This is a genomic window from Geobacillus zalihae NBRC 101842 (assembly GCF_001544135.1).
Taxonomy (GTDB): Bacteria; Bacillota; Bacilli; order Bacillales; family Anoxybacillaceae; genus Geobacillus; species Geobacillus zalihae.
Map to the genome: position 1 here is coordinate 1 of NZ_BCPV01000029.1, position 24,000 is coordinate 24,000.

General features: G+C 54.1%; 21 protein-coding genes. 18 read left to right on the plus strand and 3 right to left on the minus strand.

From position 1 onward, the window contains the following. Positions 1 to 12: 12 nt before the first annotated feature. The 4 genes from GZ1_RS09660 to GZ1_RS09675 all read left to right on the plus strand — a co-directional run bounded on the left by GZ1_RS09660 (position 13) and on the right by GZ1_RS09675 (position 3,151). The gene (locus GZ1_RS09660; RefSeq protein WP_060788397.1) at positions 13 to 582 is read left to right on the plus strand and encodes a sulfurtransferase TusA family protein; all 570 of its coding nucleotides are present in this window, start codon (positions 13 to 15) and stop codon (positions 580 to 582) included. A 48-nt stretch (positions 583 to 630) separates the two neighbouring features. After that, the gene (locus tag GZ1_RS09665; RefSeq protein ID WP_060788381.1) at positions 631 to 1,767 is read left to right on the plus strand and encodes an MBL fold metallo-hydrolase; all 1,137 of its coding nucleotides are present in this window, start codon (positions 631 to 633) and stop codon (positions 1,765 to 1,767) included. Between the two features lie 72 nt (positions 1,768 to 1,839). Then, entirely contained in the window at positions 1,840 to 2,622 is a 783-nt protein-coding gene (locus tag GZ1_RS09670; RefSeq protein ID WP_060788382.1) for a sulfite exporter TauE/SafE family protein, read from the plus strand. A gap of 142 nt (positions 2,623 to 2,764) precedes the next feature. Beyond that, complete coding sequence (locus GZ1_RS09675) at positions 2,765 to 3,151, plus strand: DUF302 domain-containing protein (protein ID WP_021321731.1); 387 nt, start codon at positions 2,765 to 2,767, stop codon at positions 3,149 to 3,151. Positions 3,152 to 3,301: 150 nt separating this feature from the next. On the opposite strand, the gene desB is transcribed toward GZ1_RS09675, so the two are convergent. Continuing rightward, positions 3,302 to 4,420, minus strand: coding sequence for a Delta(10) desaturase DesB (desB, locus tag GZ1_RS09680; RefSeq protein ID WP_060788383.1), 1,119 nt, complete (start codon positions 4,418 to 4,420; stop codon positions 3,302 to 3,304). Positions 4,421 to 4,700: 280 nt separating this feature from the next. Then, on the minus strand, positions 4,701 to 5,114 hold the full coding sequence (locus tag GZ1_RS09685; protein ID WP_060788384.1) for an EamA family transporter: 414 nt from the start codon (positions 5,112 to 5,114) through the stop codon (positions 4,701 to 4,703). A 273-nt stretch (positions 5,115 to 5,387) separates the two neighbouring features. Between GZ1_RS09685 and GZ1_RS09690 the strand changes: the two genes are divergently transcribed. From GZ1_RS09690 to GZ1_RS09740, 11 genes are all read left to right on the plus strand, one after another. Then, on the plus strand, positions 5,388 to 6,953 hold the full coding sequence (locus GZ1_RS09690; protein ID WP_014196111.1) for a plasmid pRiA4b ORF-3 family protein: 1,566 nt from the start codon (positions 5,388 to 5,390) through the stop codon (positions 6,951 to 6,953). 293 nt (positions 6,954 to 7,246) lie between these two features. Next, positions 7,247 to 8,098: a Cof-type HAD-IIB family hydrolase gene (locus GZ1_RS09695; protein ID WP_060788385.1), complete on the plus strand. Its 852-nt coding sequence runs from the start codon at positions 7,247 to 7,249 to the stop codon at positions 8,096 to 8,098. A 185-nt stretch (positions 8,099 to 8,283) separates the two neighbouring features. Then, entirely contained in the window at positions 8,284 to 9,678 is a 1,395-nt protein-coding gene (locus GZ1_RS09700) for a hypothetical protein (RefSeq protein WP_050572318.1), read from the plus strand. Positions 9,679 to 9,996: 318 nt separating this feature from the next. After that, positions 9,997 to 10,839 carry a citryl-CoA lyase gene (locus GZ1_RS09705; RefSeq protein ID WP_060788386.1) on the plus strand — a complete coding sequence of 281 codons (843 nt, stop codon included), beginning with the start codon at positions 9,997 to 9,999 and terminating at the stop codon, positions 10,837 to 10,839. Positions 10,840 to 10,848: 9 nt separating this feature from the next. Continuing rightward, the gene (locus tag GZ1_RS09710) at positions 10,849 to 12,276 is read left to right on the plus strand and encodes an aldehyde dehydrogenase family protein (RefSeq protein ID WP_033006417.1); all 1,428 of its coding nucleotides are present in this window, start codon (positions 10,849 to 10,851) and stop codon (positions 12,274 to 12,276) included. 17 nt (positions 12,277 to 12,293) lie between these two features. Beyond that, entirely contained in the window at positions 12,294 to 13,292 is a 999-nt protein-coding gene (locus GZ1_RS09715) for a zinc-dependent alcohol dehydrogenase (RefSeq protein WP_033006416.1), read from the plus strand. Continuing rightward, complete coding sequence (locus GZ1_RS09720; protein WP_013145031.1) at positions 13,289 to 15,052, plus strand: thiamine pyrophosphate-binding protein; 1,764 nt, start codon at positions 13,289 to 13,291, stop codon at positions 15,050 to 15,052. Before GZ1_RS09715 ends, GZ1_RS09720 begins: the two co-directional genes overlap by 4 nt. 35 nt (positions 15,053 to 15,087) lie before the next feature. Then, entirely contained in the window at positions 15,088 to 15,924 is an 837-nt protein-coding gene (locus GZ1_RS09725; protein ID WP_060788387.1) for a sugar phosphate isomerase/epimerase family protein, read from the plus strand. A 273-nt stretch (positions 15,925 to 16,197) separates the two neighbouring features. Further along, entirely contained in the window at positions 16,198 to 17,214 is a 1,017-nt protein-coding gene (locus tag GZ1_RS09730) for a TRAP transporter substrate-binding protein (RefSeq protein WP_060788388.1), read from the plus strand. A gap of 79 nt (positions 17,215 to 17,293) precedes the next feature. Further along, complete coding sequence (locus tag GZ1_RS09735; RefSeq protein WP_033006415.1) at positions 17,294 to 17,884, plus strand: TRAP transporter small permease; 591 nt, start codon at positions 17,294 to 17,296, stop codon at positions 17,882 to 17,884. Beyond that, positions 17,885 to 19,168, plus strand: coding sequence for a TRAP transporter large permease subunit (locus GZ1_RS09740; RefSeq protein WP_020756271.1), 1,284 nt, complete (start codon positions 17,885 to 17,887; stop codon positions 19,166 to 19,168). It abuts the gene before it with no gap. Between the two features lie 102 nt (positions 19,169 to 19,270). On the opposite strand, the gene GZ1_RS09745 is transcribed toward GZ1_RS09740, so the two are convergent. Next, positions 19,271 to 20,587 carry an MFS transporter gene (locus GZ1_RS09745; protein WP_020756270.1) on the minus strand — a complete coding sequence of 439 codons (1,317 nt, stop codon included), beginning with the start codon at positions 20,585 to 20,587 and terminating at the stop codon, positions 19,271 to 19,273. A 482-nt stretch (positions 20,588 to 21,069) separates the two neighbouring features. Between GZ1_RS09745 and GZ1_RS09750 the strand changes: the two genes are divergently transcribed. From GZ1_RS09750 to GZ1_RS09760, 3 genes are read left to right on the plus strand one after another with little or no spacing between them, the layout of a single operon-like run. Continuing rightward, positions 21,070 to 21,828 (plus strand): IclR family transcriptional regulator, encoded by a 759-nt coding sequence (locus tag GZ1_RS09750; protein WP_060788389.1) that lies wholly within the window; start codon positions 21,070 to 21,072, stop codon positions 21,826 to 21,828. A gap of 12 nt (positions 21,829 to 21,840) precedes the next feature. Beyond that, positions 21,841 to 22,614, plus strand: a complete 774-nt coding sequence (gene aroD, locus GZ1_RS09755) for a type I 3-dehydroquinate dehydratase (protein ID WP_020755987.1) — start codon at positions 21,841 to 21,843, stop codon at positions 22,612 to 22,614. Between the two features lie 27 nt (positions 22,615 to 22,641). After that, positions 22,642 to 23,841 carry a CaiB/BaiF CoA transferase family protein gene (locus GZ1_RS09760; RefSeq protein ID WP_020755988.1) on the plus strand — a complete coding sequence of 400 codons (1,200 nt, stop codon included), beginning with the start codon at positions 22,642 to 22,644 and terminating at the stop codon, positions 23,839 to 23,841. Positions 23,842 to 24,000: the final 159 nt, after the last annotated feature.

The window sequence follows — 24,000 nt, forward strand, 5'->3', positions numbered from 1 at the left end:
AGGGATTCGTTCATGATTAAAGTTGATATGACCGTTGATGCGAAAGGACTGTCCTGCCCGATGCCGATCGTTCGAACGAAAAAGGCGATCAATGAATTGCAACCGGGTCAAGTGCTGGAAGTGCAGGCGACGGATAAGGGATCCAAAGCCGATATCAAAGCATGGGCGGAAAGCACAGGGCATCAATATGTAGGAACAATTGAAGAAAATGGGGTTTTGAAACATTATATCCGCAAGGCAGCAGAAAGTGAAACACGCAAAGAAACGGCATTCCCTCATGTCGTATCGAATGAACAATTGCAAGAAAAACTTCACGATCCTGATTCGTTTGTCTTGGATGTCCGCGAACCGGCGGAGTATGCGTTTGGCCATATTCCGGGCGCCGTTTCAATTCCGCTTGGGGAGCTCGAGAATCGGATGGCCGAACTTCCGAAAGACAAAACGATTTATGTCGTGTGCCGCACAGGGACACGGAGCGATTTGGCTGCGCAAAAGCTGGCCGAAAAAGGATTTGACCGTGTGCGCAACGTCGTTCCCGGCATGTCGCAATGGAACGGGCCGCTTGATTCCGCTCAATCGTAATGAGCGGCCTTTTTTAACAATCAAATATACATTAGGGGGTATGTTAATATGGTGAAAGAAATGACCGTGCAACAAATGACGGAAAAGGTGTTCAACAAAGAATCGCTGTTCATCTTGGACGTCCGCAACGAAAGCGATTTTCGCGATTGGAAAATCGAAGGGAAAAACTTTGACTATTTGAACGTGCCGTATTTTGAATTGATTGATGGGGTTGACTCGATTGTCGACCGTCTTCCGAAAGACAAAGACATCGTCGTCGTGTGCGCGAAGGGCGGATCGGCGGCGTTTGTCGCCGAACAGCTGACGGAAGCCGGGTTTGACAACGTTTATACGCTCGCTGGCGGGATGCAGGCGTGGAGTGAGCATCTCCATCAAGCGAAAGTATACGAAGATGATCAGTTGAAAATTTACCAATTCATCCGCGTCGGCAAAGGATGCCTGTCGTATATGGTCATCTCCGGAAGCGAAGCGCTTGTCGTCGATCCGTTGCGATTTATTGACGTGTACGAACAAGCCGCCCAACAAGAAGGGGTGAAGATCACGCATATCGTGGACTCGCACTTGCATGCCGACCATCTTTCCGGCGGCAAGGCGCTGGCCGAACGAACGGGGGCAACGTACTACTTGATGAAAAGCGAGGGAGCGGTGTTTGATTTCGAGCCACTAGAGCAGCATGACACGATCGACTTTGCCAACGTTCATTTGGAAGTGTTGGCCGTGAAAACGCCAGGCCATACGCCAGGCAGCGTCTCGTTCTTTGTCAACGGCAAATGGCTGTTCTCGGGTGACACGATTTTTGTCGGCGGTCTCGGGCGGCCGGATCTTGGCGGCAAAGTGGCGGAATGGGCGGAAGACTTGTATCACACCGTATATGAAAAAGTGGCGGCCATGGCGGATGATGTGATCGTCTTGCCGGCTCACTACGCGAACTTAGACGAAGAAATCAACGCGGAGGGGTATGTCGGCGATACGTTGGGCCGCATCCGCGCCCGCAATGAGATGATGCAAAACAAACCGAAAGACGAATTCATCGACCTCGTCATCCAAAGCGCCAAGACGGAAACCCCGCCGAACTTTGAAGACATTGTCGCCATCAACCGCGGGCTCAAAACCGTGGATATCGAAACAGAGCGGGAGCTTGAGATCGGCCCGAACCGCTGCGCGCTGCATCATGCCCATGCCTAAAGAAGCGGCACAGATTGACAGGGGGCGGGGGCGTGCCCCGTCCCTTTTGAAACGAAAAGGGAGGAATGATCGATGGATGTTTCGCTCGCGTTTCTCATTGTCATCTTTTTCATCGGTTTTGTCGGTTCGTTTATTTCTGGGATGGTGGGGATCGGCGGATCGATTATTAAATATCCGATGCTTCTGTATCTTCCGCCGTTGTTTGGGCTGGCGGCGTTCAGCGCTCATGAAGTGTCGGGAATCAGCGCGGTGCAAGTGTTTTTCGCCACGATCGGCGGCGTGTGGGCGTATCGAAAAAGCGGCTATTTGAACAAATCGCTCATTCTCTATATGGGCGCAAGCATTCTTGTTGGTAGTTTTGTCGGCGGTTACGGCTCGAAGCTGATGAGCGAGGGAACGATTAACGTCGTTTACGGCGTCTTGGCGGCATTAGCCGCGATCATGATGTTTGTGCCGAAAAAAGGGATCGATGACATTCCGCTTGACCAAGTGACGTTCAACAAAGGGGTGGCGGCCGCCTTGGCGTTCCTCATCGGCGTCGGGTCCGGTATCGTCGGGGCGGCGGGGGCGTTTTTGCTTGTGCCAGTCATGCTCGTTGTCCTAAAAATCCCGACGCGAATGACGATCGCCACGTCTTTGGCCATTACGTTCATTTCCTCCATTGGCTCTACGTTCGGGAAAATCGCCACCGGCCAAGTCGATTACATCCCGGCGCTCATCATGGTCGTCGCGAGCTTGCTTGCCTCTCCGCTGGGGGCGAAAGCGGGGCAAAACATGAACACGAAAGTGCTGCAAGTCATCCTTGCCGTGTTGATTTTGGCGACGGCGGTGAAAATTTGGGTGGATATTTTATGAGTGGATCGATGGAAAGACGATGAACGAGGGGAAACCGATATGTGTGAAGGCGAAAACGGATCATGTTTCGCCTTTTGTTTTCTACAGATCGATTTGGACATGATAAACAGTGAGAAAATCTTCACGAAGGGAAGAAGGAGCAATGTTCCATTACACGGTTGACGTGCCAACAGGCATGGACGAAACGATCGAGCGTTTGGAAGAGAACTTGAAACAAGAAGGGTTTGGCGTGCTCTGGCGGTTCAGCGTGACCGAGAAGCTGCAAGAAAAGGGGCTTGATTTTTCCACGCCGATGGTCATTTTCGAAGTGTGCAACCCGCAAGAAGCGGCGCGGGTGTTAAATGAAAACTTGTTGGTCGGTTACTTTTTGCCGTGCAAACTCGTCGTCTATCAAGAGAACGGCACAACGAAAATCGGCATGCCGAAGCCGACAATGCTTGTTGGCATGGTGAACGAGCCGGCGTTGAAGGAAATCGCGGAAGATATTGAGAAAAGGTTGGTCGCTTGCATTGACCAATGCCGTCAGTGAAAAGGAAAAAGGTGTCCCACATGACGGGGCACCTTTTGGTTGTGCGCACATACACGGAAACGCGGGTTTGCAGAAAGAAAAGCGCTCTTTTCCCCTCTTCGCCGCTATTTGATCCACATAGGAGGCGGACGGCCGCAAAGCCCATCCTTTCTACAAATTCTCTTGCCCCGCTGCTTTTTTTGTTTTTGCCCGTTTTTTGGCTGCGCGCGGCTGTTTTTCCGTTTCCAGCTCGCGATGCACAATCCGGTCGGGATCCAACCCATTGCCGAGCGTGCCGTACACATGGCCTTGCTTCGGCTCGATGAGCTCGTTGTGCTCGTAGTAGACGCGCGGCGTTTTCCAAAGGGCGGCCAACGCTTTTCCCATCGGCATTTCGTGGTAGCGGTCGGGCCACATTTGTTTGATGTGTTTTTTCACGAGCGGGTAGTACTTCGAGCTCATCGCAGGAAAGAGATGATGTTCAGTATGGTGCGAAAAGTGGAAGTGGAGGATATCCACCCACTTTGGCACGGTGACCGACAAACTGTTCGCCAACGGATCGTTGACCGGCACTAACGGATTGAGACGATGGTTGGTTGCGATATAGCTCATGACGATCGTGTTGGCGACGAGCAACGGAAGCAAAAAGGCGAACAGCCATTTTTCCCAGCCGACAAACCATAACAGCCCGAGCCATGTCGCCCAAGGCAAGAAAAATTGAAACAGGACAACCGCGCGGTTCTTCCGGCGAAAGTCTTTGAAAAAGTAAAACAGCATCCGCACCGAATGAAGGGTAAACATCACCGACAAGGAGCTAAACGAGAAAAACGCGCGAATCGGAAACGGGATGCGGTATACCCAAGAGAGCAGGCGGCTTTTCGCTAATTTCTCCATGCTTGGCCACGCGTCCGGGTCTTTTTCTTCATGCTGGGTATGCACATGGTGGCTGGCGTTATGCCATTTTCTCCACAACTTCGGACCGGTGCAAAGCGGCCAAAAGGCGATCGCTCCGAGAAGATCGCGCAGCCATGGCGTTTTGACGACGGTGCCGTGCAAAATTTCATGTCCTAAAAATCCTAACGCGGCAAAACTGAAACCAAGCACAACAGAGATGAGGAGGTTCCATACCGGGTGAAGATGAAAAAGCGATACAGCGAGGATGCCGGCGATGACGAGCCCTACATAAGCCAGACCTCCAAACAAGCGGGACTTCACAGGTTGAAACGCTTTTTTCGGCAAATGCGGGGCTATTTTCGCCGCGTACCAGCCGAACGGGTGAAAATCATTCATTCAGTGATCTCCTTTCAAACTACTCTCCGTTTGACAAGCAGCGGCGAAGCCATTCACACACTCTTGGTCGCAACGAAGACCTTATTTCATAAAGTGATCCCAAAAGCTGTCCTCTATGCCGAAATGATGTGGAGGGCGGAGAAAAGCTCTAGGTCACTATAAAATTTATCATAACATCTTTTGGATTGTCCTGTCTATAGGCTTGATGGAAAACTGCCAAAATTGAGTATGGCGGCAATATTTCGAGAAGAACAGGCTAAACGATTGAGAAGGCGGCTGGCTAAAACATCATGATCAATGTCCCGATGGTAATGAGCAGCACCCCGATCACCACTTTCGCGGACAGCGGTTCGCCGAGAAACATCGCCGCAAACAAAATCGTCAGCACCAAGCTCGACTTGTCAATGGCGGTGACGCGCGAGACATCGCCGATTTGGATTGCTTTGTAGAAACAAAGCCACGACAATCCGGTTGCTGCTCCGGATAAGCATAAAAACCACCAGCTTTTCGTCGAAATGGTTTTTAGGCCGTGATGAGCCCCTGTCATCCAGACGATCATCCATGCGAGCACGAGCACGACAATGGTGCGAATGGCGGTCGCTAGATGGGAGTTCACGTTCTCAATGCCGATTTTCGCCAGCACCGATGTCAGCGCCGCAAACACCGCCGCCAACAAAGCATACACGATCCACATATCGATCCCTTCGCTTTCGTTGAGAATTTTTTCATCTATTGGCTCTTCACCACAACATGTACTTGACAAGCAATGCGGTTTCCTGCGTAAGGATAGGCAAAAAGTGCTGATTTTCCCTCACAAGCGTAAATAGGGTATGTTCAGAAAAAATCAAGTACAACTTTTGGTGAAGAGCCCATCTATTATACTACGAAAAGAGGGAAGATTTCATCATGTTTCCGTTGATCTGTTATAATAGAGGACAAGACAAGCCAATGAGAAAGGAAGAAGAGAATGATTTATCAACTCAAAGTGCAATTGAAGCATACGCGCCCTCCCATTTGGCGTCGGTTGCTTGTGCCGGGGGAGATGACGTTCGCCGAGCTGCATCGCGTGTTGCAAGCCGCATTCGGCTGGATGGACCAACATTTGCATACGTTTTACATGACAAAGGTCGGCGGAACGGCGCGGCTGGGCATTGAAATCGGCAACGAAGCGGCTGGATGGGACGGCGCCGATTACGATGAGCGGGAGGAAAGGATTGGGCAATGGTTTGTCGAAGAAGGCGACCGCGCCCAATACGTGTATGATTTTGGAGATATGTGGGAGCATGACATCGTTTTGGAAAAGATCGTCGATCCAGTTCCCGACGCGTTGTATCCGTGCTGTATCAAGGCCGTGCGAGTGGGTTTGAAAGAGGACAGCTGGGGAGAAGTGCAAGCCATAGAGGAAGAGATGAGCACAGCGGAGCTGACGGCGAACGTGAATGTGGCGCTCGCCCCGTTTCAACGAAAAGTGGTGAAGGAAGAAGGTGAGGCGAAAAAAACGAAACGAGCCGCAAGCAAAGGCAGAGTCGAAGAAGTGGAACAGGATGTATGGAAAACGCTGTTCGATCAAGCGCTCGCCTACAGGGACTTGGCCCCGTGGACATGGATGGACGATGATCAAATTTTTGCCGTGGTGACTCCTGATGGGGAATCGTTGTATTGTACGGTGATCGGGGCGCTTGGCCAGGAGTACGGCCTTGTCATTTACATCGGTGAGGAAGGGTATGCATGCTTGCAAGATATTTTATCTGGAACGTTGCATCCAAAAGACGCTGTGTTTAAAGAGCGCGCATTGCTCGTGTCGTTCGCGCCCCGAAACGACTTGGAAAGAGACGATAAAGCGATGTTGCGGAAGTATCACATTCCTGTGAGTGGAAAACAGCTGTTGCCGATGTTCCGCAGTTTTGCCCCTGGATATTATCCATGGTTTCTTTCGGAACAGGAAGCGGCATGGGCGGCTATGGCATTGGAACAAGCGGTCGTTGTCGCCGAGCGGCTGCGCGATGGCGAGCTGTCCCTAGCTTTGTCCGCTCGCGGCAACCGATTGTTTGCCCGGATTGCCGAACGGAGAGAAGACGGGCTTCATTGGCGCGACGGCTGGGTGTCGCGCCCGAAGGCGAAGAAAAAGGAAACACCGGTGCTTGAAATCGGAACGGACGAGTTGGAAAAGGTCAAGGCGCTCGATCGCGCCCCGCTGTTTGCGGAGTTTTCGATCGCTTATGTGAACAAGCCGATTCAGGAGCGACGCTGGGAGCGCCCGTATTTTCCGCTGCTGGCGCTGGCTGCCGATGCAGCGAGCGGAGTCATTTTGCATCACCAAGTGTTTCGCGGCCAGCTGGAGGCGAAGACGCTGCAACAAAGTTTTCTTGAATTTGCTCGCGCGCTCGGGCGTGTACCGAGCCATGTGCGCGTCACGAAGGAACACGGTCCGCTGCTGGCCCCGCTTTTGCGCGAGTTGGGTGTGAATATGAGCACAGGCCCAACCCCTCGTTCCGATGAAGTGAGGGAATTGTTTGAACAGTTTGCGATCTAAAGGTCTAGTGATTTAGTAGAAAACACTGTTAGTTCCGGTTGTTTCTTAATTAGAAAACCTTGCGAAATCAGTCTTCTTTTTTGGTGAAATGCCGCTGATTTGCGCGTGGCAACTGTTTTTCACCGGAATTCTAAGAAGAAGCCGATCGTGATGCCGAACAGGAGATGATGGGGGCAGGCGCTGGGGTACGGAGTGAAAAGCGCAGGAATTTCCGGCTTTCCACTAGCCCGCTGCTTCTGCCAGGATTCCGTTTTTCTAAGAGCGCTTTGCACGACGCAGAAAGAGGGATGAACATGTTGATTGCACTCGATATGGACGGAACGCTATTAAACGGGGAAGGAAAAATCAGTGAACGAAACCGGGCGGCCATCACCGCGGCGCAGGCGCAAGGCCACATCGTCGCTGTCGTGACAGGGAGGGCGCGCAAAGACGCGCTCACCCCGCTTCGCGAGGCGGGCATTATCTGCCCGATCGCAAGCTTAAACGGCGCGGTCGTTTCGCTCGAAGACGGCACGGTCATCAGCGAGGCGCCGCTCGAGCGGGAAATCGTTCGTCCGGCGCTTGAGTGGGTGCGCGAACAGTCCGATTTGTATTGCGAGACGTACACGGGCGATGCGGTCTATGTCGGCCTGCACAACCGCGCCCAATGGGAGGCGCTCGCTTCCGGGATGGCCGATGCGGCGCCAGAGGTGAAGTGGCTCGTGAACAAGCAGTTCCAGCAGGCGCGGGTGATGTATGTCGATGACATCCGCACGGTGTGGGACGACCCGCAGACGGTGATGTATAAGCTGCTGATTTTCGCCCTCGACCGCGAGCGGCTGCGTGATGCAGCGTCGCGATTCGCCGCGCTCCGTGGTGTCACGGTCACCTCGTCGCACCCGCACAATATTGAGATGAACAACGAACGGGCGACAAAAGGCGAGGCGCTCAAACAGCTCGCCGCCCATTACGGCATCGATGTGCGCGACACGGTCGCCTTTGGCGACAGCCATAACGATTTGTCGATGTTTAAGGTCGCAGGCTATCGCGTGGCGATGGACAATGCCGAACCGGAGCTGAAAGCCATCTGCGACATGGTGACGTCCTCCCACGAAGAAGATGGGGTGGCGGCGGGGCTTGAGCGGCTGCTTGCGAAACGGGTGTAGCGGCACCCGTTTTTTTCGATTGGACGTTCACCACATCGCTTTGGATGTAGAGAGGCTCAGGTTTCCGGTGCTTGCCCCGTCTGCTGAAACGTGAATGTGTGCTGTCGGAGAGGGGAATCGTTTTCGCCGCTTATGGACAACAGTCGCATCATCATCTCAACGTATGGCAACGAAAGGGGAGAACAATGACGCACGATCGCATTCAAGACTGGATTGGAATGTGGCGGGTGCCGGTGTATACAGCGGCGGTGGCGCTGTATATGGTGGCCCAGTTTGTCGAGACGGCCCCCGTTCACTATGCTATGGGAGCTGCAGCGCTGTCAGCGTTTATTGTGTCCGCGTTTTTCGCCCGCGGGGTGTACCAGGTGTCGGGAGCTCTGTTTTTTGCATTTGGTGTTGGATTGTTTTTGTTCTATGGCGATGCATGGCCGACGTTTGTCCTGCATTTTGAACGGGTGTTGGGGCTGTTGGCGCTGTTTTTTGTGCTTCCGTTCATGAATACGCTTATTCGCGTCGGGCGGTATGATCAGAGTTTGAGCGAATGGCTGAAGCGGAACGTCGGGGGCGTTTCGTCGCTGTACCGCCGCAGTTTCAGCGTTTGTCATTTGCTTGGGTTGTTTTTGAACATTGCCACAATTCCGCTTCTTGTCAAATCGTTGCGCACCGCGCTGCGAAATGTAGGAGGACGGAAGGCCGAGTCGTTTTATGTTCGGAATTTGCTGCGGGCGTATGCGCTTTGTTTGACGTGGAGCCCGATGGAAGTGATGATCAGCACGACGATTGATTTCACCGGTGTGCACTATTATGAAGTGGCGCTGTTTTTGCTGCTTCTGGCTTTTACGATGGCGATGATCGACTGGGGAACGGCCGCTGTTTCGTACCGATCCATCCCATTGGACAACGGCGAGGAAGCGGGGCGGGAATCAGCGGTTTCGATCGGGAAAAAGGCCGCCCAGCTGCTAGTGGTGCTCGTCGTGTTTACGGTGCTCGTGTCGCTCGTTCAGCGTTGGCTTGGCAAAGGATTTTTGTTTTCGATCGTCTTATTGCTTGTCCCGTTTTGTTTCGGATGGGCGCTGCTTGTGCGCCGGGTGAAGCGGTATGCGGTGATGGCGCTCTGCCATTGGAAAGAGCGGACAGAGGGATTGGGAAACTACTTTTTCATGTTTTTAGGAGCCGGGTTGTTTGTCGAGATGCTGGCCCGGTCTCCGCTGCTCGCTGGGCTTGGAGGCTGGTTTCGCGTCGGGGCGGAACATTCCGTCTGGCTGTATGCGATGATTGCCGCTTATTTTTTCACGACGTCGCTTGTCGGATTTCACCCGCTGGTGAGCTTGACGCTGCTCATGCCGCTGCTTGAGCCGGTGCGGCTGCTTGTTCCGGCGGTGCCGTTGTCGATTGTGCTCATTTGTTGCAGTTTGGCGACGGTCATGTACAGCCCGTACAATATTTCTGTTTCTTTGCTGGCGGAGGAGCTGGGGGACAATCCGTATCGGATCGGCAGGAGGAATGTTCCGTTTGCGCTCGGTTATATGGCCGTAGGAATCGGCATTGCGCTGTTGGCGGAGCGGCTGTTTTTCGGCTGATATCTATGGCGTTGTGGGGTCGTTTCCTTCTTTTTTTTCAAAGAAAGAAGATTTTTAGGTTGACAGCGTTTTCGGCGGAACGATATAATGAGATCGAATCGATTGAATTGTTTGTCATTTCTTTTTTAGATCGATCTAATAAATAGGCGTGCCTAGTTGGTGCGCTCGGGATCGTCTGCTTAAAAATGGAAACAAAGAAGATTTGTTCTGGAGGTTTTTAGATCGATCTAATCTTCATTCTTTTGTTTTAGATCGATCTACTAAAATTCCATTCTTTTAGATCGATCTACAAAGAGCGGCAAAGGGGGATCGACTCGGATGAAGCAGCGAAGTGCGCTCGATATGTACGCCGATGGAGGGGCGTGGTGGGAGACGTCGATCAGCGACGTCCGCAAAAATGAAATTCTCATTCGCGGATATCCGATTGAGGAATTAATCGGCAATGTGTCGTACACGCAAATGTTGTACCTCTTATTATGCGGGGAGATATTGAGCGAGAAAAAGGCGAAGTTATGGGAAAGCGTCCTTGTCGCCGGGGCGGATCACGGCCCGCGCGCCCCGTCGATTGCGGCGGCCCGCATGGCGGCGACATGCGGCATTTCGTTCAACTCGTGTGTGGCGACGGGCATCAACGTGCTTGGTGATGTGCACGGGGGAGCGGTGGAGAAGGCGATGGCGCTGTTTTACGAGACAAATGAGCAAATCGAAATCCGCGGCGGGGAAGGTGCGATGGCCGATGTGATCGGCGAGCGGTTTGAACAGTTTCGCCGTGAAGGGCGGAAGCTGCCGGGATTTGGCCATCAGCTTCATGATGACGACCCGCGCGTCAGACGGCTGTATGCGCTGGCGGGCGAGCTTGTGGAAGAAGGGGAGATCAGTGGACGGTATTTAGCGATCGCGGAAGCGTATCGTTCCCATTTGGAGAAGACGAAAGGGAAGCGGATGACGATGAACATCGACGGGGTGGCGGCGGCGATCCAGTGCGAGCTCGGCGTGCCGGCGGCGGCGGCGAAAGGTGTGTTCGCTCTGTCGCGCGGGATGGGCATTGTCGCCCATGCGTTTGAAGAGTGGCAAAGCGGCGTGCTGATCAAAGGACCGTGCCCGAACCGCGATGATTTAGTCCGCTATACCGGACCAGCCAAACGTCATTTGGAAAAGTAGGTGATCAAGATGAGAAAAGCACAGCTGTATATTAACGGGACATGGATCGAAGAACCGCGTGCGGCGGAGCCGGTGAAAAACCCGTATACCGGGGAAGTGATCGGCGAACAGCAGCTGGCGACGCCGGAAGATGTGGACAGGGCGCTCGCCTGTGCGTTTGAAGCAAAAAAAGAGATCGCGAGAATTCCGTCCTATGAGCGAGCGCGCATCTTAAAAAGGGCGTCGATGCTGCTGGAGGAGCGGAAAGAAACGTTTGCCCGCTGGATTTCGGAAGAGCTTGGAAAGCCGCTGAAAAACACGTTGGATGAAGTGTCCCGCTCCATTGAAACGCTTGAGCAGTCAGCTGAAGAAGCGAAGCGTCTGTTTGGGGAAACGATCCCGGGCGACGCCTCGGCGCGCGGGACGAAAGCGGTGGCAGTGACGTTTCGCGTGCCGGTCGGCGTCGTGGCGGCGATTACGCCGTTCAACGCCCCGCTCAATTTGATTTGCCATAAAGTCGGACCCGCGTTTGCGGCGGGCAACACCGTTGTGTTAAAACCGGCGCCGCAGACGCCGCTGATTGCGACAGAACTGTTGAAGTTGCTGCTAGAGGCCGGGCTTCCACCGCGTGCCATCAACATGGTGCTTGGCGGTGCCGAGGTTGGGCAGCAAATCGTGAAAGACGATCGCGTCAACGTCATTTCGTTTACCGGCGGCGTGGTGGCGAGCCGCAACATTTGCGCGTTGGCCGGCATGAAAAAAGTGCTGCTGGAGCTCGGCGGCAATGCGGCGACGATCGTCCATGAAGACGCCGATTTGAAACGGGCGGCCGCGCTTTGCGCGAAAACCGGCTACAGCAATTCCGGGCAAAGCTGCATTTCCGTCCAGCGCATTTACGTACATGAGTCGGTCGTTGAACCGTTCACCGACTTGCTCAAACGGGAAGTCGAGGCGTTGAAAGTCGGCGACCCGCTCTTGCCCGATACGGATGTCGGCTGCATGGTCGATGAGCGGGCGGCGGATCGGGTGATGAACTGGATTGATGAAGCCATCGCTTCCGGCGCGACGCTGGTGTGCGGCGGAAAACGGCGTGGGGCGACGGTGGAGCCGACGGTGCTCTTCAACCCGCCGAAGCGAAGCAAAGTCGTTTGTGAAGAAGTATTCGGCCCGGTCGTCAGCGTCATCCCGTACCGGACGATTGACGAAGCGATTGCAGAGACGAACGATTCTGCCTTTGGCCTGCAAGCTGGGCTGTTTACGAACCGGATGGACATCGTCCATCAAGTGGCGGAGGCGCTTGATGTCGGCGGGGTCGTTGTGAACGGCACCTCGAATTTCCGGTTGGATCATTGGCCGTACGGCGGTGTGAAAAACAGCGGCATCGGCCGCGAAGGCCCGCGTTATGCGATTGAAGAAATGACGGAAATGAAGATGATTGTATGGCAGTTTCCACAGTGATGATGGGTGGTGGCAACATGTTAGCGCTTTATGTGGCGAAGCCGAATGAATTAGAACTGCGGCGCCTCGAGGCCGTCCGTTCCCCACAAGGGGATGAGGTGAAGATCAAGCTCATTTACGGGGGGATTTGCGGATCGGATCTTGGGGTGCTGAAAGGAAAACTTCCGCACGCGAACTATCCCGTTCGCGCCGGGCATGAATTAGTCGGCGTCATTGTCGAAAAAGGCGAACAAGCCGCCTATGACATTGGAACGCGAGTCGTTGTGCTGCCGAACACGTATTGCGGCGCGTGCGATTTGTGCCAAAAAGGGTTGACGAACATCTGCCGACATAAACAATCACTCGGCATCAACACGGACGGCGGATTTTCGCATGAATTCATCATCTCGTCCAAGTATGTGCTTCCTGTTCCTGATGATCTCTCGGATGAAAAGGCGGTGCTTGTCGAACCGTTTGCTGTCGTCGTGCATGCTTTGAGCAAAGTGCGGATCGAGCCCGCCATGCGGGTAGCGGTGATCGGATGTGGCAATGAAGGGATGATGGCGGCCGTCCTCGCCCGCCATTTCGGAGCGGATGTGACGGCGGTCGATGTGAATCCGTTGAAGCTTGAGACGGTGAAAGCGATGGCCGACATCCGCACGCTTGCGCCTGATGCGCTGTCGGGTGAAACGTTTGATGTTGTCATCGAGGCGGCCGGTGCGCGCGAAGCGGTCGAACAGGCGGCGGAGCTTGTCGCTCCAGGGGGGCATCTTGTGTTGATCGGTCTGGCGAATGAAGCGACGTTTCCGGTGGTGCGTCTTGTCCGCAACGAAGTGACCGTGCATGGTTCCATCATCTACCGCTTCCCGGATGACTATTTGCAAGCGATTCATTATTTGCGGACGATGCCGCATCCGATCGAACGGGTCATTTCCCGCATTTTTCCGGTCCGCGACTATGAGCAGGCGTATGAACTGGCGTCATCCGGCAATGCGGGCAAAGTCGTGTTACGTTTCAAGGAGGAGGAAGAGCGATGAAAAAACCAGTAGCCGAACAGTTAGTCCGGTATTTGGAAGACCGCGGCGTTACGCATATTTTTGGGCTTTGCGGCCATACGAACATCGCAGTGTTGGCGGCTTTGGAGCATAGTTCAATCAAGTTCGTCAACGTCCGCCACGAACAAATCGCCGCGCATATGGCTGACGGCTATGCACGCGCCAAAAAGGAAACGGCGGTTGTGTTGTGCCATGTCGGCCCGGGGCTGACGAATGCGGCGACCGGGGTGGCGAACGCGGCGCTCGACTCCATTCCGATGGTCGTCATCGCCGGTGATGTGCCGAGTCATTATTACGGAAAGCATCCGCACCAGGAGATCAACTTGCACGCTGATGCGTCGCAATATGAAATTTACCGCCCGTTTGTGAAGCGGGCATGGCGGGTCGACCGGCCGGATTTGTTCCCGGAAATTTTGGAAAAAGCGTTCCAGCTGGCGGAGAGCGGCCGCCCAGGGCCGGTGCTTGTTTCCGTGCCGATGGACATTTTCTCCAAAGAAGTGGATGTGGCGCTGTTTGAAAAGCAAAAGCGGCATACGAAAACGCTGCATAAGCCGTCGATTGACGATGAAACCGCGAAACACATCATTGAGAAGCTGATGCAGGCGGAACGCCCGCTTGTGTACGTCGGCGGCGGCATTATGCTGGCGGATGCGGCGGAAGAATTGAAAACGTTTGTCGAACATTTCGATCTCCCCGTTGCGCACACGCTGATGGGCAAAGGGGCGCTGCCGGATGACCATCCGCTGACACTGGGCATGAGCGGATTCTGGGGGACGAAATTCGTCAATGACATGTGCCGCAACGCCGATGTCATTTTGGCATTGGGAACGAGATTTTCCGAAGCTGATTGCAGTTCATGGGAGCCGGAGTACACGTTCAACATTCCGGAAACGAAGCTCATTCATATTGACATCGACCCGAACGAAATCGGGCGCAACTATCCAACGGAACTCGGCATCGTCGCCGATGTCAAGCAAGCGCTTACCGTGTTGAACCGCGTGGCGAAACAAACCGTGCCGCAAGGGCGGACGGACGAGGCGCTGAAAGAACGGATCGCTAACTATAAGGAGGAATTCCGGCGGCAAAACGCGCCGCACATTCAAGACGACAGCTATCCGATGCGTCCGGAACGCATTTTGCATGAGGTGCGGGAAGTGCTGCCGAAAGATGCGATCATCACGACCGATGTCGGCTGGAACAAAAACGGGGTCGGCCAACAGTTCCCAGCGTATGGTGCAGGAACGATTTTGACGCCAGGCGGTTATGCGACGATGGGCTTTGGCGCTCCGGCCGCGCTCGGGGCGAAAATCGCCTGCCCGGACCGCGTCGTCGTGTCGCTCGTTGGAGATGGCGGATTTGGCCAAAACCCGGCGGTGTTGGCGACCGCCGCCGAGGAAAATATCGCCGTTGTTTGGGTCATTATGAACAACTACGCCTTTGGCACGATCGCCGGGCTCGAGAAGGCGCATTTTGGCACGACGCACGGGACGGTTTTCCAAAAGGACGGTAAGCCGTATTCGCCGGATTATGCAGCCATTGCCCGGGCATACGGCGTTGAAGGAGTGAAAATCCGCTCGGCGGAAGAGTTTAAACCGGCGCTCGAGCGAGCCATCCAAGCGAACAAACCGTTTGTCATCGATGTGGAAATGATCAACGTCCCGACGCCGACGTCCGGCCACTGGAATATTATGGACATCTATTCCCCAGGTAAACGTGTTCACCATGTGGCCGTAGAGCGGTAAGGAGAAACCTTCAAGATCGGGGGGAGGGGGAAGATATGGCTAGAACGTTTTCCTTGGCCCATTTGACCGTGCTCGGCTGTCCGCCGCCGGAGATGGCGCACATTGCCGCCCGGGCAGGGTATGATTACGTCAGTTTCCGGATCATCTACATGGGGCTTCCGGGAGAACCGAACTATGCGTTGGCGGAAAATCCACAGCTGTTGCGTGAGACGAAAGCGGCGTTGCGGGACACCGGCGTCAAGCTGCTGGATATCGAACTGGCCCGCATTGACGCTGATACGGATCCAAAACGGTATGAACCCGCTTTGGAAGTGGCGGCTGAACTGGGCGGCCGCCACGTCTTAAGCAGCATTTGGACGGCCGACCGAAGCGCTTACATTGAACAGTTTGCCGAGCTGTGCGAACTGGCGAAGCCATACGGGCTGACCGTTGATTTGGAATACGTGCCGATTGCGGCGGTGACGAATTTGGCCGGAGTCATCGATGTGTTAAAGACGGTAAAGAAAGACAATGCTGGCGTTATGATTGATTTGCACCATTTTCATCGCGCCGGCGATTCGCCAGAAGCGTTGGAAGCCGTGCCGCGGGAGTGGTTCCATTTTCTCCATCTTTGCGACGCGCCGGGCGAGATTCCGGCGTCAAAAGAAGAGATGACGAGAATTCTCCGCGAAGGGCGGCTGTACATCGGCGAAGGTGGGATCGACATTGCCGGCATTGTCCGCCGCATTCCGGAAATTCCCTGCTCGATCGAGTTACCAAACATCAAACGTGTCAAGGAGCTCGGCTACGAAGAACATGCACGCCGCTGCCTGCAGTCGGCAAAAGACTATTTTGCCCGTCATATTGCAACGCAAAGCGATCTATCGGCGTGACTAGTCAACAGAGAAATATGGCAGCGCTTCCGATACGGGAGGCTGCCTTATGGACATTCTTAATTATCAGAAAATTTTATATATTAATTCTATTGTTAGAAATAAATGGTTTGTTCATTTGGTTGTTTCCCGCATGACCGGACGCTGTCGAGAGAGAACAGAATGGCGTGCGGCCAAACGGGAATGCGGGTTCAACATACAACGATGCCAGCCGGTCGATCCGTTCGGCTGCATCAACCATTGCACTATGGAGGAAAGAAGGGGGAAAACGGAATGAAAAAGATGTTGGTGTTGTTGTTGGCCTGCCTGTTCGTAATTGCGGGGTGCTCATCGAAATCTGAACCGCAAGGGGGCGGAGCGGCGAAGAAGGTCGAACCGAAAGTGATGAAAATGGCCGTTGCGACATCGAAGGATCGTTCGCTGACGAAAGGATTGTACAAATTCGCGGACATCGTGGAAAAAGAAACAAACGGCTCGATCAAAGTGGAAGTGTATCCGGATGGACAGCTCGGGGGAGACGTAGCCGTGTTTGAAGCGCTGAAGATGGGTACGATTCAAGGATCGACGATGTCGACCGGTCCGATCGCTTCGTTTGCTCCGCGCATCGGGGTGCTAGACTTGCCGTTTTTATTCAAAGATCGAGAAACCGCTTACAAAGTGCTGGATGGGAAAATCGGCCAAGATTTGCTCAACGATTTGCCGTCTGTCGGCGTGATCGGCTTGAACTATTGGGAAAACGGCTTCCGCCATTTGACGAACAATAAGCGGGAAGTCACAAGCGTGGACGACATTAAAGGGTTGAAAATTCGGACGTTGGAAAATGACCTTCATATTGATTTGTGGAAAGAGTTGGGCGCCACACCGGTGCCGATGGCATTTACGGAGCTGTTTACCGCTTTGGAGCAGCACGTGGTCGACGGCCAAGAAAACCCGGTCGGGAATGTGGCGATCAATAAGTTTTACGAAGTGCAAAAATATTTGACGAAAACCGGCCACGTCTACAACGCAAGTCCGTTGCTCATCAGCAAAAAGTTTTGGGACACGTTGACGGACAAGGAAAAAGACATCATCAAAAAAGCCGCGGAAGAAGCGAGAGACTATCAGCGCAAGCTGAACCAAGAAGAAGATGAGAAAATGTTCGACTATTTGAAACAGCAAGGCATGGTCATTACCGAACTCTCTCCGGAGGAGAGGCAAAAATTTGTCGAAAAAGTGCAGCCCATCTATCAAAAATACGCGCCGAAATTCGGCCAAGATCTCGTGAACGAATTGGTTAACGCAGGAAAATAACCGAATGGCAAAGCCGGCTCTTAAGGGGAGTCCACCCCTTAAGAGTTCTTCCATTCTTGCAGACTTGGAGGGGACAGCGATGAAAAGGATCGGAGCCGTACTGGAGAAGGCGCTGAACGCCTTAATGGCGTTCTGCCTCGCGTTTATGTCCATTCTTGTATTCGGCAACGTCGTGCTCCGCTACGCATTTAACTCCGGCATCACGTGGTCGGAAGAAATGTCGCGCTTTCTGTTCATTTGGATGTCGTTTTTAGGCGCGGTCGGTGCTTTGAAAGACCATGACCATCTAGGCGTCGATACATTGGTGCGGAAGCTGCCGACCGGCGCCAAGCGCGTCGTGTTTGTCATCAGCAATGCGATCGTGCTGTACGTTCTCTATTTGCTGTTGGATGGAAGCTGGAAGATGACGATGAGCGGATTGGAAAGCAAAGCCCCGGCCACCGGTCTGCCGATGGCGTTCATTTATGGGACCGGGCTTGTCGTGAGCATCGGCATGGGCCTCATTATTTTGTACCATTTGTATCAGGCGCTGTTTCGCCCCGGGGCGATTGAGGAGCTGACGAAAATGAAAGAATCGGAAGAAGAAATCATGGCGGCCGCTCCCGTCGAGCACGAAGCGGCAGAATGGGCGCACGGGCGAACGCAAGGCGCCGCTGGAGGTGAGCGGTAAATGGCGTTAGTCGTCTTTATCGGGTCGCTGTTAGGGGTCATGGCGCTCGGGATGCCGATCGCGTTTGCGCTCTTGGTCAGCGGCGTCGCCTTGATGTTTTATTTGGACATTTTTGATACGCAAATCATCGCGCAAAACTTGATCAGCGGCGCAGACAGCTTTCCGCTGATGGCGATTCCGTTCTTTATGCTCGCCGGGGAGCTCATGAACGCCGGGGGCATTTCGAAGCGGATCATCCGCTTTGCGATGGCGCTTGTCGGCCATATCCGCGGCGGGCTCGGGTATGTGGCGATCATCGCGAGCGTGTTGTTCGCCGGGTTGTCGGGGTCGGCGGTGGCCGATACAGCGGCGCTTGGAGCCATTCTCATCCCGATGATGGTCAAAGCCGGGTACAACCGCAACCGGTCAGCCGGCCTTATCGCTGCCGGCGGCATCATCGCCCCGATCATCCCGCCGAGCATTCCGATGATCATTTTCGGGGTCACAAGCGGCGTGTCGATCACAAAGCTGTTTATGGCCGGCATTGTTCCCGGGATTTTGCTTGGAATTTCACTGGCCATCTGTTGGTGGTGGGTGACGCGCAAGGATCAAGTCGAGGTGCTCCCGCGCCAATCGGCAAAAGAAATTTGGCGGGCGACCCGCGAGGCGTTTTGGGCGCTGCTGCTGCCGGTGATCATCGTCGGCGGGCTGCGCGGAGGAGTGTTTACGCCGACCGAGGCAGCGGTGGTGGCCGCGTTTTACGCGTTGATTGTCGGCTTGTGCATTTACCGTGAGCTGAAGGTGAAAGACTTGTTTCACGTGCTCGTGGCCGCGGCGAAAACGACAAGCGTCGTCATGTTTTTGGTGGCCGCCGCCATGGTGTCGGCCTGGCTCATTACGGTCGCCAACATTCCGGCGATCGTGACAGATGTGCTCGCGCCGTTTATCGATCATCCGTTGGCGCTGCTTTTGGCCATTAACGCCTTGGTGCTGTTGGTCGGGACGGCAATGGATTTGACGCCGACGGTGCTCATTTTAACGCCGGTGCTGATGCCGATTATTGAAAAAGCAGGCATTGATCCGGTGTACTTCGGGGTATTGTTTATTTTAAACAACTGCATCGGGCTGCTCACGCCGCCGGTCGGCACAGTGCTGAACGTCGCCTGCGGGGTGGCGAAAATCAACATGGAAGACATTATGAAAGGAGTTTGGCCGTTTTTGCTGGTCGAGACGCTTCTGTTGCTGTTGTTGATTTTCTTCCCGTCTCTTGTGACCGTGCCGCTTGGGTGGTTTGCGGGTCATTAAACGGATGGTGTTGCGTTGAGGAGGAGTGAAGGCTTGATTCACCGCACATCCGCAGCATAGAAAGGCGCCTTCGCCGCGTTGGACGAAGGCGCTTCTCTTTCGCTATCGCACTTTTATATGTCCGATGCTTGCGTTTTGCGTTGTGTCCGGCCGAGCCATCGGTTCGATCGGCTCTAAATCGGTCAGCAGGAACAAATAGCTGAAAATGCCGGCGAGCAAAATGAGCGCCGCGACGAGAAACGCGTACATGAACGAGCCGGTCGCTTGAACGATGAATCCCGTCACGATCGGGGCGACAATCGCCATCGAGTTGTTGCCGAACGTCAACAGGCCGGTCAACGTCCCGACCGTGCCTGGCGGTGCAATAAATGTCGGAATGCTGTAGGCAATCGAGGACGTGATGACTAGGCCGCCGAGCGCAATCGAAATGCAAAGGATCGCGATGTTTGGGTTTGTCGTGAAAGCGGCGCCGATGACGGACAGCCCAAGCAGCATGCCGATGACCAAAAACGTTTTTCGTACGCGCGTTGAATGGCCTCCTTTGTTGATAAGCCGATCGACGAGCCATCCGCCGATCGCGATCTCCGAAATCGTGCCGACGATCCACGGAATCGAGGCGTACCAGCCTGATTTCAGCACCGACATGTGCATTTCCGTCGCCAAATAGCCGGGAAGCCACGTAAGAAACAAAAACCACGAGTAGCCATACGCAGCAAACCCGATCAATGTCGCCCATACTTTTTTCTTCGTCAGCAAATATCGAATTGTCTCCCAAACGTTTCCTGAAGTTTCGTCTGATTTTTGCGCTCCGCCTTGGACGATGTAGTTGTACTCTTCTTTCGACAACCGTTTGTCTTCATGTGGGTCGCGGTATGTCGCCCAGAACAGGATGGCGTAAATGAAGCTGAGCACTGCCGTCGTATAGAACCCAGCCCGCCATCCCCACTCGGTGATGATCCAGGCGATGATCGGGGTGCCGATGGCGTTTGACAGCTTCGACTGGGCGTCATAAAGAGCAATCGCGGTCGCCCGCTCATGGCGCGGGAACCATTGCCCGACTGCTTTGGCGGCTGACGGGAAATACGGCGCCTCCCCGATGCCCAACAAGACGCGTGATAACATGACAAGGCCTTGGCCGCTGGCGATAGCGGTCAAGAAACACGCGATTGTCCAAATGATCGTCCCGATGCGCGTCACCCATTTGACGCCGATTTTATCGAGAATCACGCCGGCCGGGATTTGCAAAATGGCATAAGACCAAGCAAACGCAGACAGCAAAATGCCGAGCTGTCCGGGCGTGAGGCCGAACTCTTTCGCCAGCGGCTGAATGCCGACGGACATGTTGATGCGGTCGAAATAGTTGATAATGACGCCTAACGCGATCAAAAACGCAATCGCCCAACGTCGTTTGTGCTTCATCTTTGTTCACCATCCTTGTGTTGATGCGGGAAAACGCATACAGTGTTAGAGAGAAAAAATAGCGAGTTCCCTTTCAATGGACATCGCGTTTCGATGTTTCATCATCCCATGAAATGATCGATTCCCCAATGTTCGCTGATCATCCCCTTTCTTTGTTCCATTATGTGTAACTCATTTTCTATAAATGGAATTCTTGAATGGATTATAACAAAGTTCGCTCTCGTTTGTCCATAACTTGTTGAAAAATTTGAACTGTTTATGCAATCCGTTCAACCAATGGACGGACAGGAAGACGGGCCATAGCAGCATGTGTGAATATAAAAGAGGCTTCGCCGTCCTTTCCCTTGTTGAAACCGAAAAGGAAGGAAACGCGAAAAAAAGCTTGAACGGCGGTGACCGAAGATGCTAAAATGGGAGTAAGGTTCCACTGAAAGAAATTAAATTCCGTTGAATGGAACGTAAGGAAGGGGGGAGACAAACAGTTGAAGGAAGAAAAAAAGCATGAGGCCGGATTGCGTACGGTGCAGCGGGCCATTGACATCTTGTATTGTTTTACCCTTGAGGAACAAGAGCTATCACTCACGGAAATTGCGAAAAAGATTTCGCTTCCTAAATCGACGACAACGCGCTTGCTCGCTACGCTGGAGCAAAACCGCTTGGTCGTCAAAGATCCGGAGACGTTAAAGTACCGTCTTGGACAAGGATTGTACTATTTAGGATATATTGCCGGCAAATCGATGGAAGTGCGGGAAATCGCGCGGCCTGTGATGGAGCGGCTGCGCGATGAGACGCGGGAGACGGTGAATTTGTATGTGCTCGAACAAGATGCCCGCGTTTGCGTCGAACAGTGCGAGGGGCTTCAGGCGCTGCGTCATATGGTGAGAATCGGCGAACGGCTGCCGCTTTGGGCGGGAGCGGGAGGAAAAGTATTGTTGGCTTATCAATCGCCTGCTTTTCAAGAGCGGATTTTCGCGCAAGTGCCGACAAAGGAACGCTTGGCTCGTCTAGCGGCGGAGCTTGAGGTGATTCGGGAGCGCGGCGTTGCATCCAGCGTCGATGAGCGGGAAGTCGGCTCTGCAGCCGTTGCCGCGCCGATTTTCAATATTCGTGGGGAAGTTCGCGCCTGCTTGTCCATCTCCGGGCCGACGCATCGGTTTGCGCCGGATGTGCTTGGGAAGTTCGAAACGACCGTGAAAGAAGGAGCACAAGCGATTTCAGAAAAACTAGGTTATCGACCATAAGGGGGAGAGCATATGGCGATTTCAAAACGCGCCGTCCGTGTGCGCAATGTCTTGATCGGGGGAGACGAACCGTGCATTTGCGCCCCGGTCGTCGGAGCGGACGCGGAGCAAGTGTTAGAGGAAACAAGGCAAATCAGCGCGAAAAAGCCGCATCTCATTGAATGGAGGGCGGACTTTTTCGAGGCGATTCAGGACGAACAGCAAGTGGCGGCAACGGCGAGAAAGATGCGGGCGATTGCCGGAGACATCCCGATTTTGTTTACGGTTCGTTCCGAACTGGAGGGCGGCCGACCGATTTCCTTGACAGAAGAGGAAAAGCTTCGGTTGTTTGAAACTGTATGCCAAAGCGGCGCGATCGATTTGCTTGATTACGAGCTTGTCCATGAGCCGCATGTCCCCGCAGTCCGGGAGCTGACGCGCCGCTATGGGGTGCGCCTTGTGCTGTCCTATCATAATTTTACTGATACGCCCTCGAAGGAAGAGCTTGTTGCGAAAATGCGCCAAGCTGAGCAATGCGGCGCTGATATCGCGAAAGCGGCTGTGATGCCAAAATCGCGGGGGGATGTGCTCGTGCTGCTGCAGGCGACGGAAGAGGCGCGGCAAGAGGTGGAAATTCCGCTCATCACGATGTCGATGGGGGCATTGGGCGCCATCACCCGCCTGGCGGGCGGATTGTTCGGCTCTGCTGTCACCTTCGCAGTCGGGCGGCAAAGCTCGGCGCCCGGGCAAATTCCGATTGAAGACGTCCGGACCGCTTTGTCGGTCATCATGAAATACAGCCAATAATTGGACCTTTAGGGGGAGGAGAGCATCATGGGGCGTTTGCCGTTGGAAGGCGTCAAAGTGCTCGATGTGTCAACGATGATCGCGGCGCCGTTTGGAGCGGTTTTGCTCGGTGATTTTGGCGCCGATGTCATCAAGGTGGAATTGCCAGGGAAAGGGGATACGCTCCGCCATGTCGGGCCGTTCAAGGACGGTGAGCCGCTTCGCTGGCCCGGGCTGGCGCGCAATAAACGGTCGCTCACGTTGGATTTGCGCAAAGAAGAAGGAATGAACATTTTTAAAGAGCTCGTCCGCCACGTCGATATTGTCATTGAAAACTTCCGTCCCGGCACGCTCGAAAAATGGGGCGGCGGATATGAAGAACTGAAGCGGATCAATCCGAAGCTGGTGATGATTCGCGTCTCGGGCTACGGGCAAACGGGTCCGTTTCGCGAGAAAGCCGGATTCGGTACACCGGCAACGGCGTTCAGTGGGTTTACGTATTTGCAAGGGTATCCGGATCGTCCGCCGGTCAGCCCATCGTTTTCGTTGACGGATTACATTACCGGCATTTATGTGGCGTTTGCGGCGGTGACGGCCATTTACCACCGCGATGTCCATCCGAACGGCGAAGGGCAGATGGTCGATATCGGCCTTTACGAATCGGTGTTCCGCATGATGGAGTTTTTGGTGGCGGAATATGACCAATTGGGCAAAGTGCGCGAGCGGTCGCCGGGATTGTCCGGCCATTCGAGCCCGGCGGGCACGTTTATGACGAAAGACGGGCATTGGGTCGTGCTTGTCACCAGCACCGATTCCACATTCGAGCGGCTGGCGAAGGCGATGGGGCGGGAAGATCTGTTGACGGATGAGAAATTTTGCACAAACGAACGGCGGCTCGCCCATCATGAAGAGACAAACGGCATCGTCGCCGACTGGATCCGCACGAAGACGCGCGATGAATTGCTTCACATTTTGGATGAGCATGGCGTGCCGGTCAGCCCGATTTTGAGCATTAAAGATATTTTTGAGCATCCGCATTACCAAGCAAGGGAAAACATCATCGAAGTCGCCCATCCGCGCCTTGGCAAAATTAAAATGCCCGGCATTGTGCCGAAATTCGAAAAAACACCAGGCGCCATCCGCCGCACTGCTCCGGATTTAGGCGAGCATACCGAAGAGATTTTGCAAACGATGCTTGGCATGTCCAAGGAAGACATTGAGCGGCTGCGAGAAAACGAGATCATATGAATGAACGAACGGCTGCGGCTTTCCGCCTTCCCGGCTCCTTGCCTTGTGCGAGGCTGCCGGGTTTTTTGTTTCGAAGTTTGTTTTCGCGGCAGCCCACGCCTTGCATTGACACTGCTTGCCGCCAGCCTTTATACTTTTGATAGGTGAAAGCGACGGTAA

Excerpts from the sequence above, each read along its gene's own strand:
- GZ1_RS09660 (WP_060788397.1), top strand. The coding sequence starts at position 13 with ATGATTAAAGTTGATATGACCGTTGATGCGAAAGGACTGTCCTGCCCG.
- GZ1_RS09665 (WP_060788381.1), top strand. The coding sequence starts at position 631 with ATGGTGAAAGAAATGACCGTGCAACAAATGACGGAAAAGGTGTTCAAC.
- GZ1_RS09670 (WP_060788382.1), top strand. The coding sequence starts at position 1,840 with ATGGATGTTTCGCTCGCGTTTCTCATTGTCATCTTTTTCATCGGTTTT.
- GZ1_RS09675 (WP_021321731.1), top strand. The coding sequence starts at position 2,765 with ATGTTCCATTACACGGTTGACGTGCCAACAGGCATGGACGAAACGATC.
- desB (WP_060788383.1), bottom strand. The coding sequence starts at position 4,420 with ATGAATGATTTTCACCCGTTCGGCTGGTACGCGGCGAAAATAGCCCCG.
- GZ1_RS09685 (WP_060788384.1), bottom strand. The coding sequence starts at position 5,114 with ATGTGGATCGTGTATGCTTTGTTGGCGGCGGTGTTTGCGGCGCTGACA.
- GZ1_RS09690 (WP_014196111.1), top strand. The coding sequence starts at position 5,388 with ATGATTTATCAACTCAAAGTGCAATTGAAGCATACGCGCCCTCCCATT.
- GZ1_RS09695 (WP_060788385.1), top strand. The coding sequence starts at position 7,247 with ATGTTGATTGCACTCGATATGGACGGAACGCTATTAAACGGGGAAGGA.
- GZ1_RS09700 (WP_050572318.1), top strand. The coding sequence starts at position 8,284 with ATGACGCACGATCGCATTCAAGACTGGATTGGAATGTGGCGGGTGCCG.
- GZ1_RS09705 (WP_060788386.1), top strand. The coding sequence starts at position 9,997 with ATGAAGCAGCGAAGTGCGCTCGATATGTACGCCGATGGAGGGGCGTGG.
- GZ1_RS09710 (WP_033006417.1), top strand. The coding sequence starts at position 10,849 with ATGAGAAAAGCACAGCTGTATATTAACGGGACATGGATCGAAGAACCG.
- GZ1_RS09715 (WP_033006416.1), top strand. The coding sequence starts at position 12,294 with ATGTTAGCGCTTTATGTGGCGAAGCCGAATGAATTAGAACTGCGGCGC.
- GZ1_RS09720 (WP_013145031.1), top strand. The coding sequence starts at position 13,289 with ATGAAAAAACCAGTAGCCGAACAGTTAGTCCGGTATTTGGAAGACCGC.
- GZ1_RS09725 (WP_060788387.1), top strand. The coding sequence starts at position 15,088 with ATGGCTAGAACGTTTTCCTTGGCCCATTTGACCGTGCTCGGCTGTCCG.
- GZ1_RS09730 (WP_060788388.1), top strand. The coding sequence starts at position 16,198 with ATGAAAAAGATGTTGGTGTTGTTGTTGGCCTGCCTGTTCGTAATTGCG.
- GZ1_RS09735 (WP_033006415.1), top strand. The coding sequence starts at position 17,294 with ATGAAAAGGATCGGAGCCGTACTGGAGAAGGCGCTGAACGCCTTAATG.
- GZ1_RS09740 (WP_020756271.1), top strand. The coding sequence starts at position 17,885 with ATGGCGTTAGTCGTCTTTATCGGGTCGCTGTTAGGGGTCATGGCGCTC.
- GZ1_RS09745 (WP_020756270.1), bottom strand. The coding sequence starts at position 20,587 with ATGAAGCACAAACGACGTTGGGCGATTGCGTTTTTGATCGCGTTAGGC.
- aroD (WP_020755987.1), top strand. The coding sequence starts at position 21,841 with ATGGCGATTTCAAAACGCGCCGTCCGTGTGCGCAATGTCTTGATCGGG.
- GZ1_RS09760 (WP_020755988.1), top strand. The coding sequence starts at position 22,642 with ATGGGGCGTTTGCCGTTGGAAGGCGTCAAAGTGCTCGATGTGTCAACG.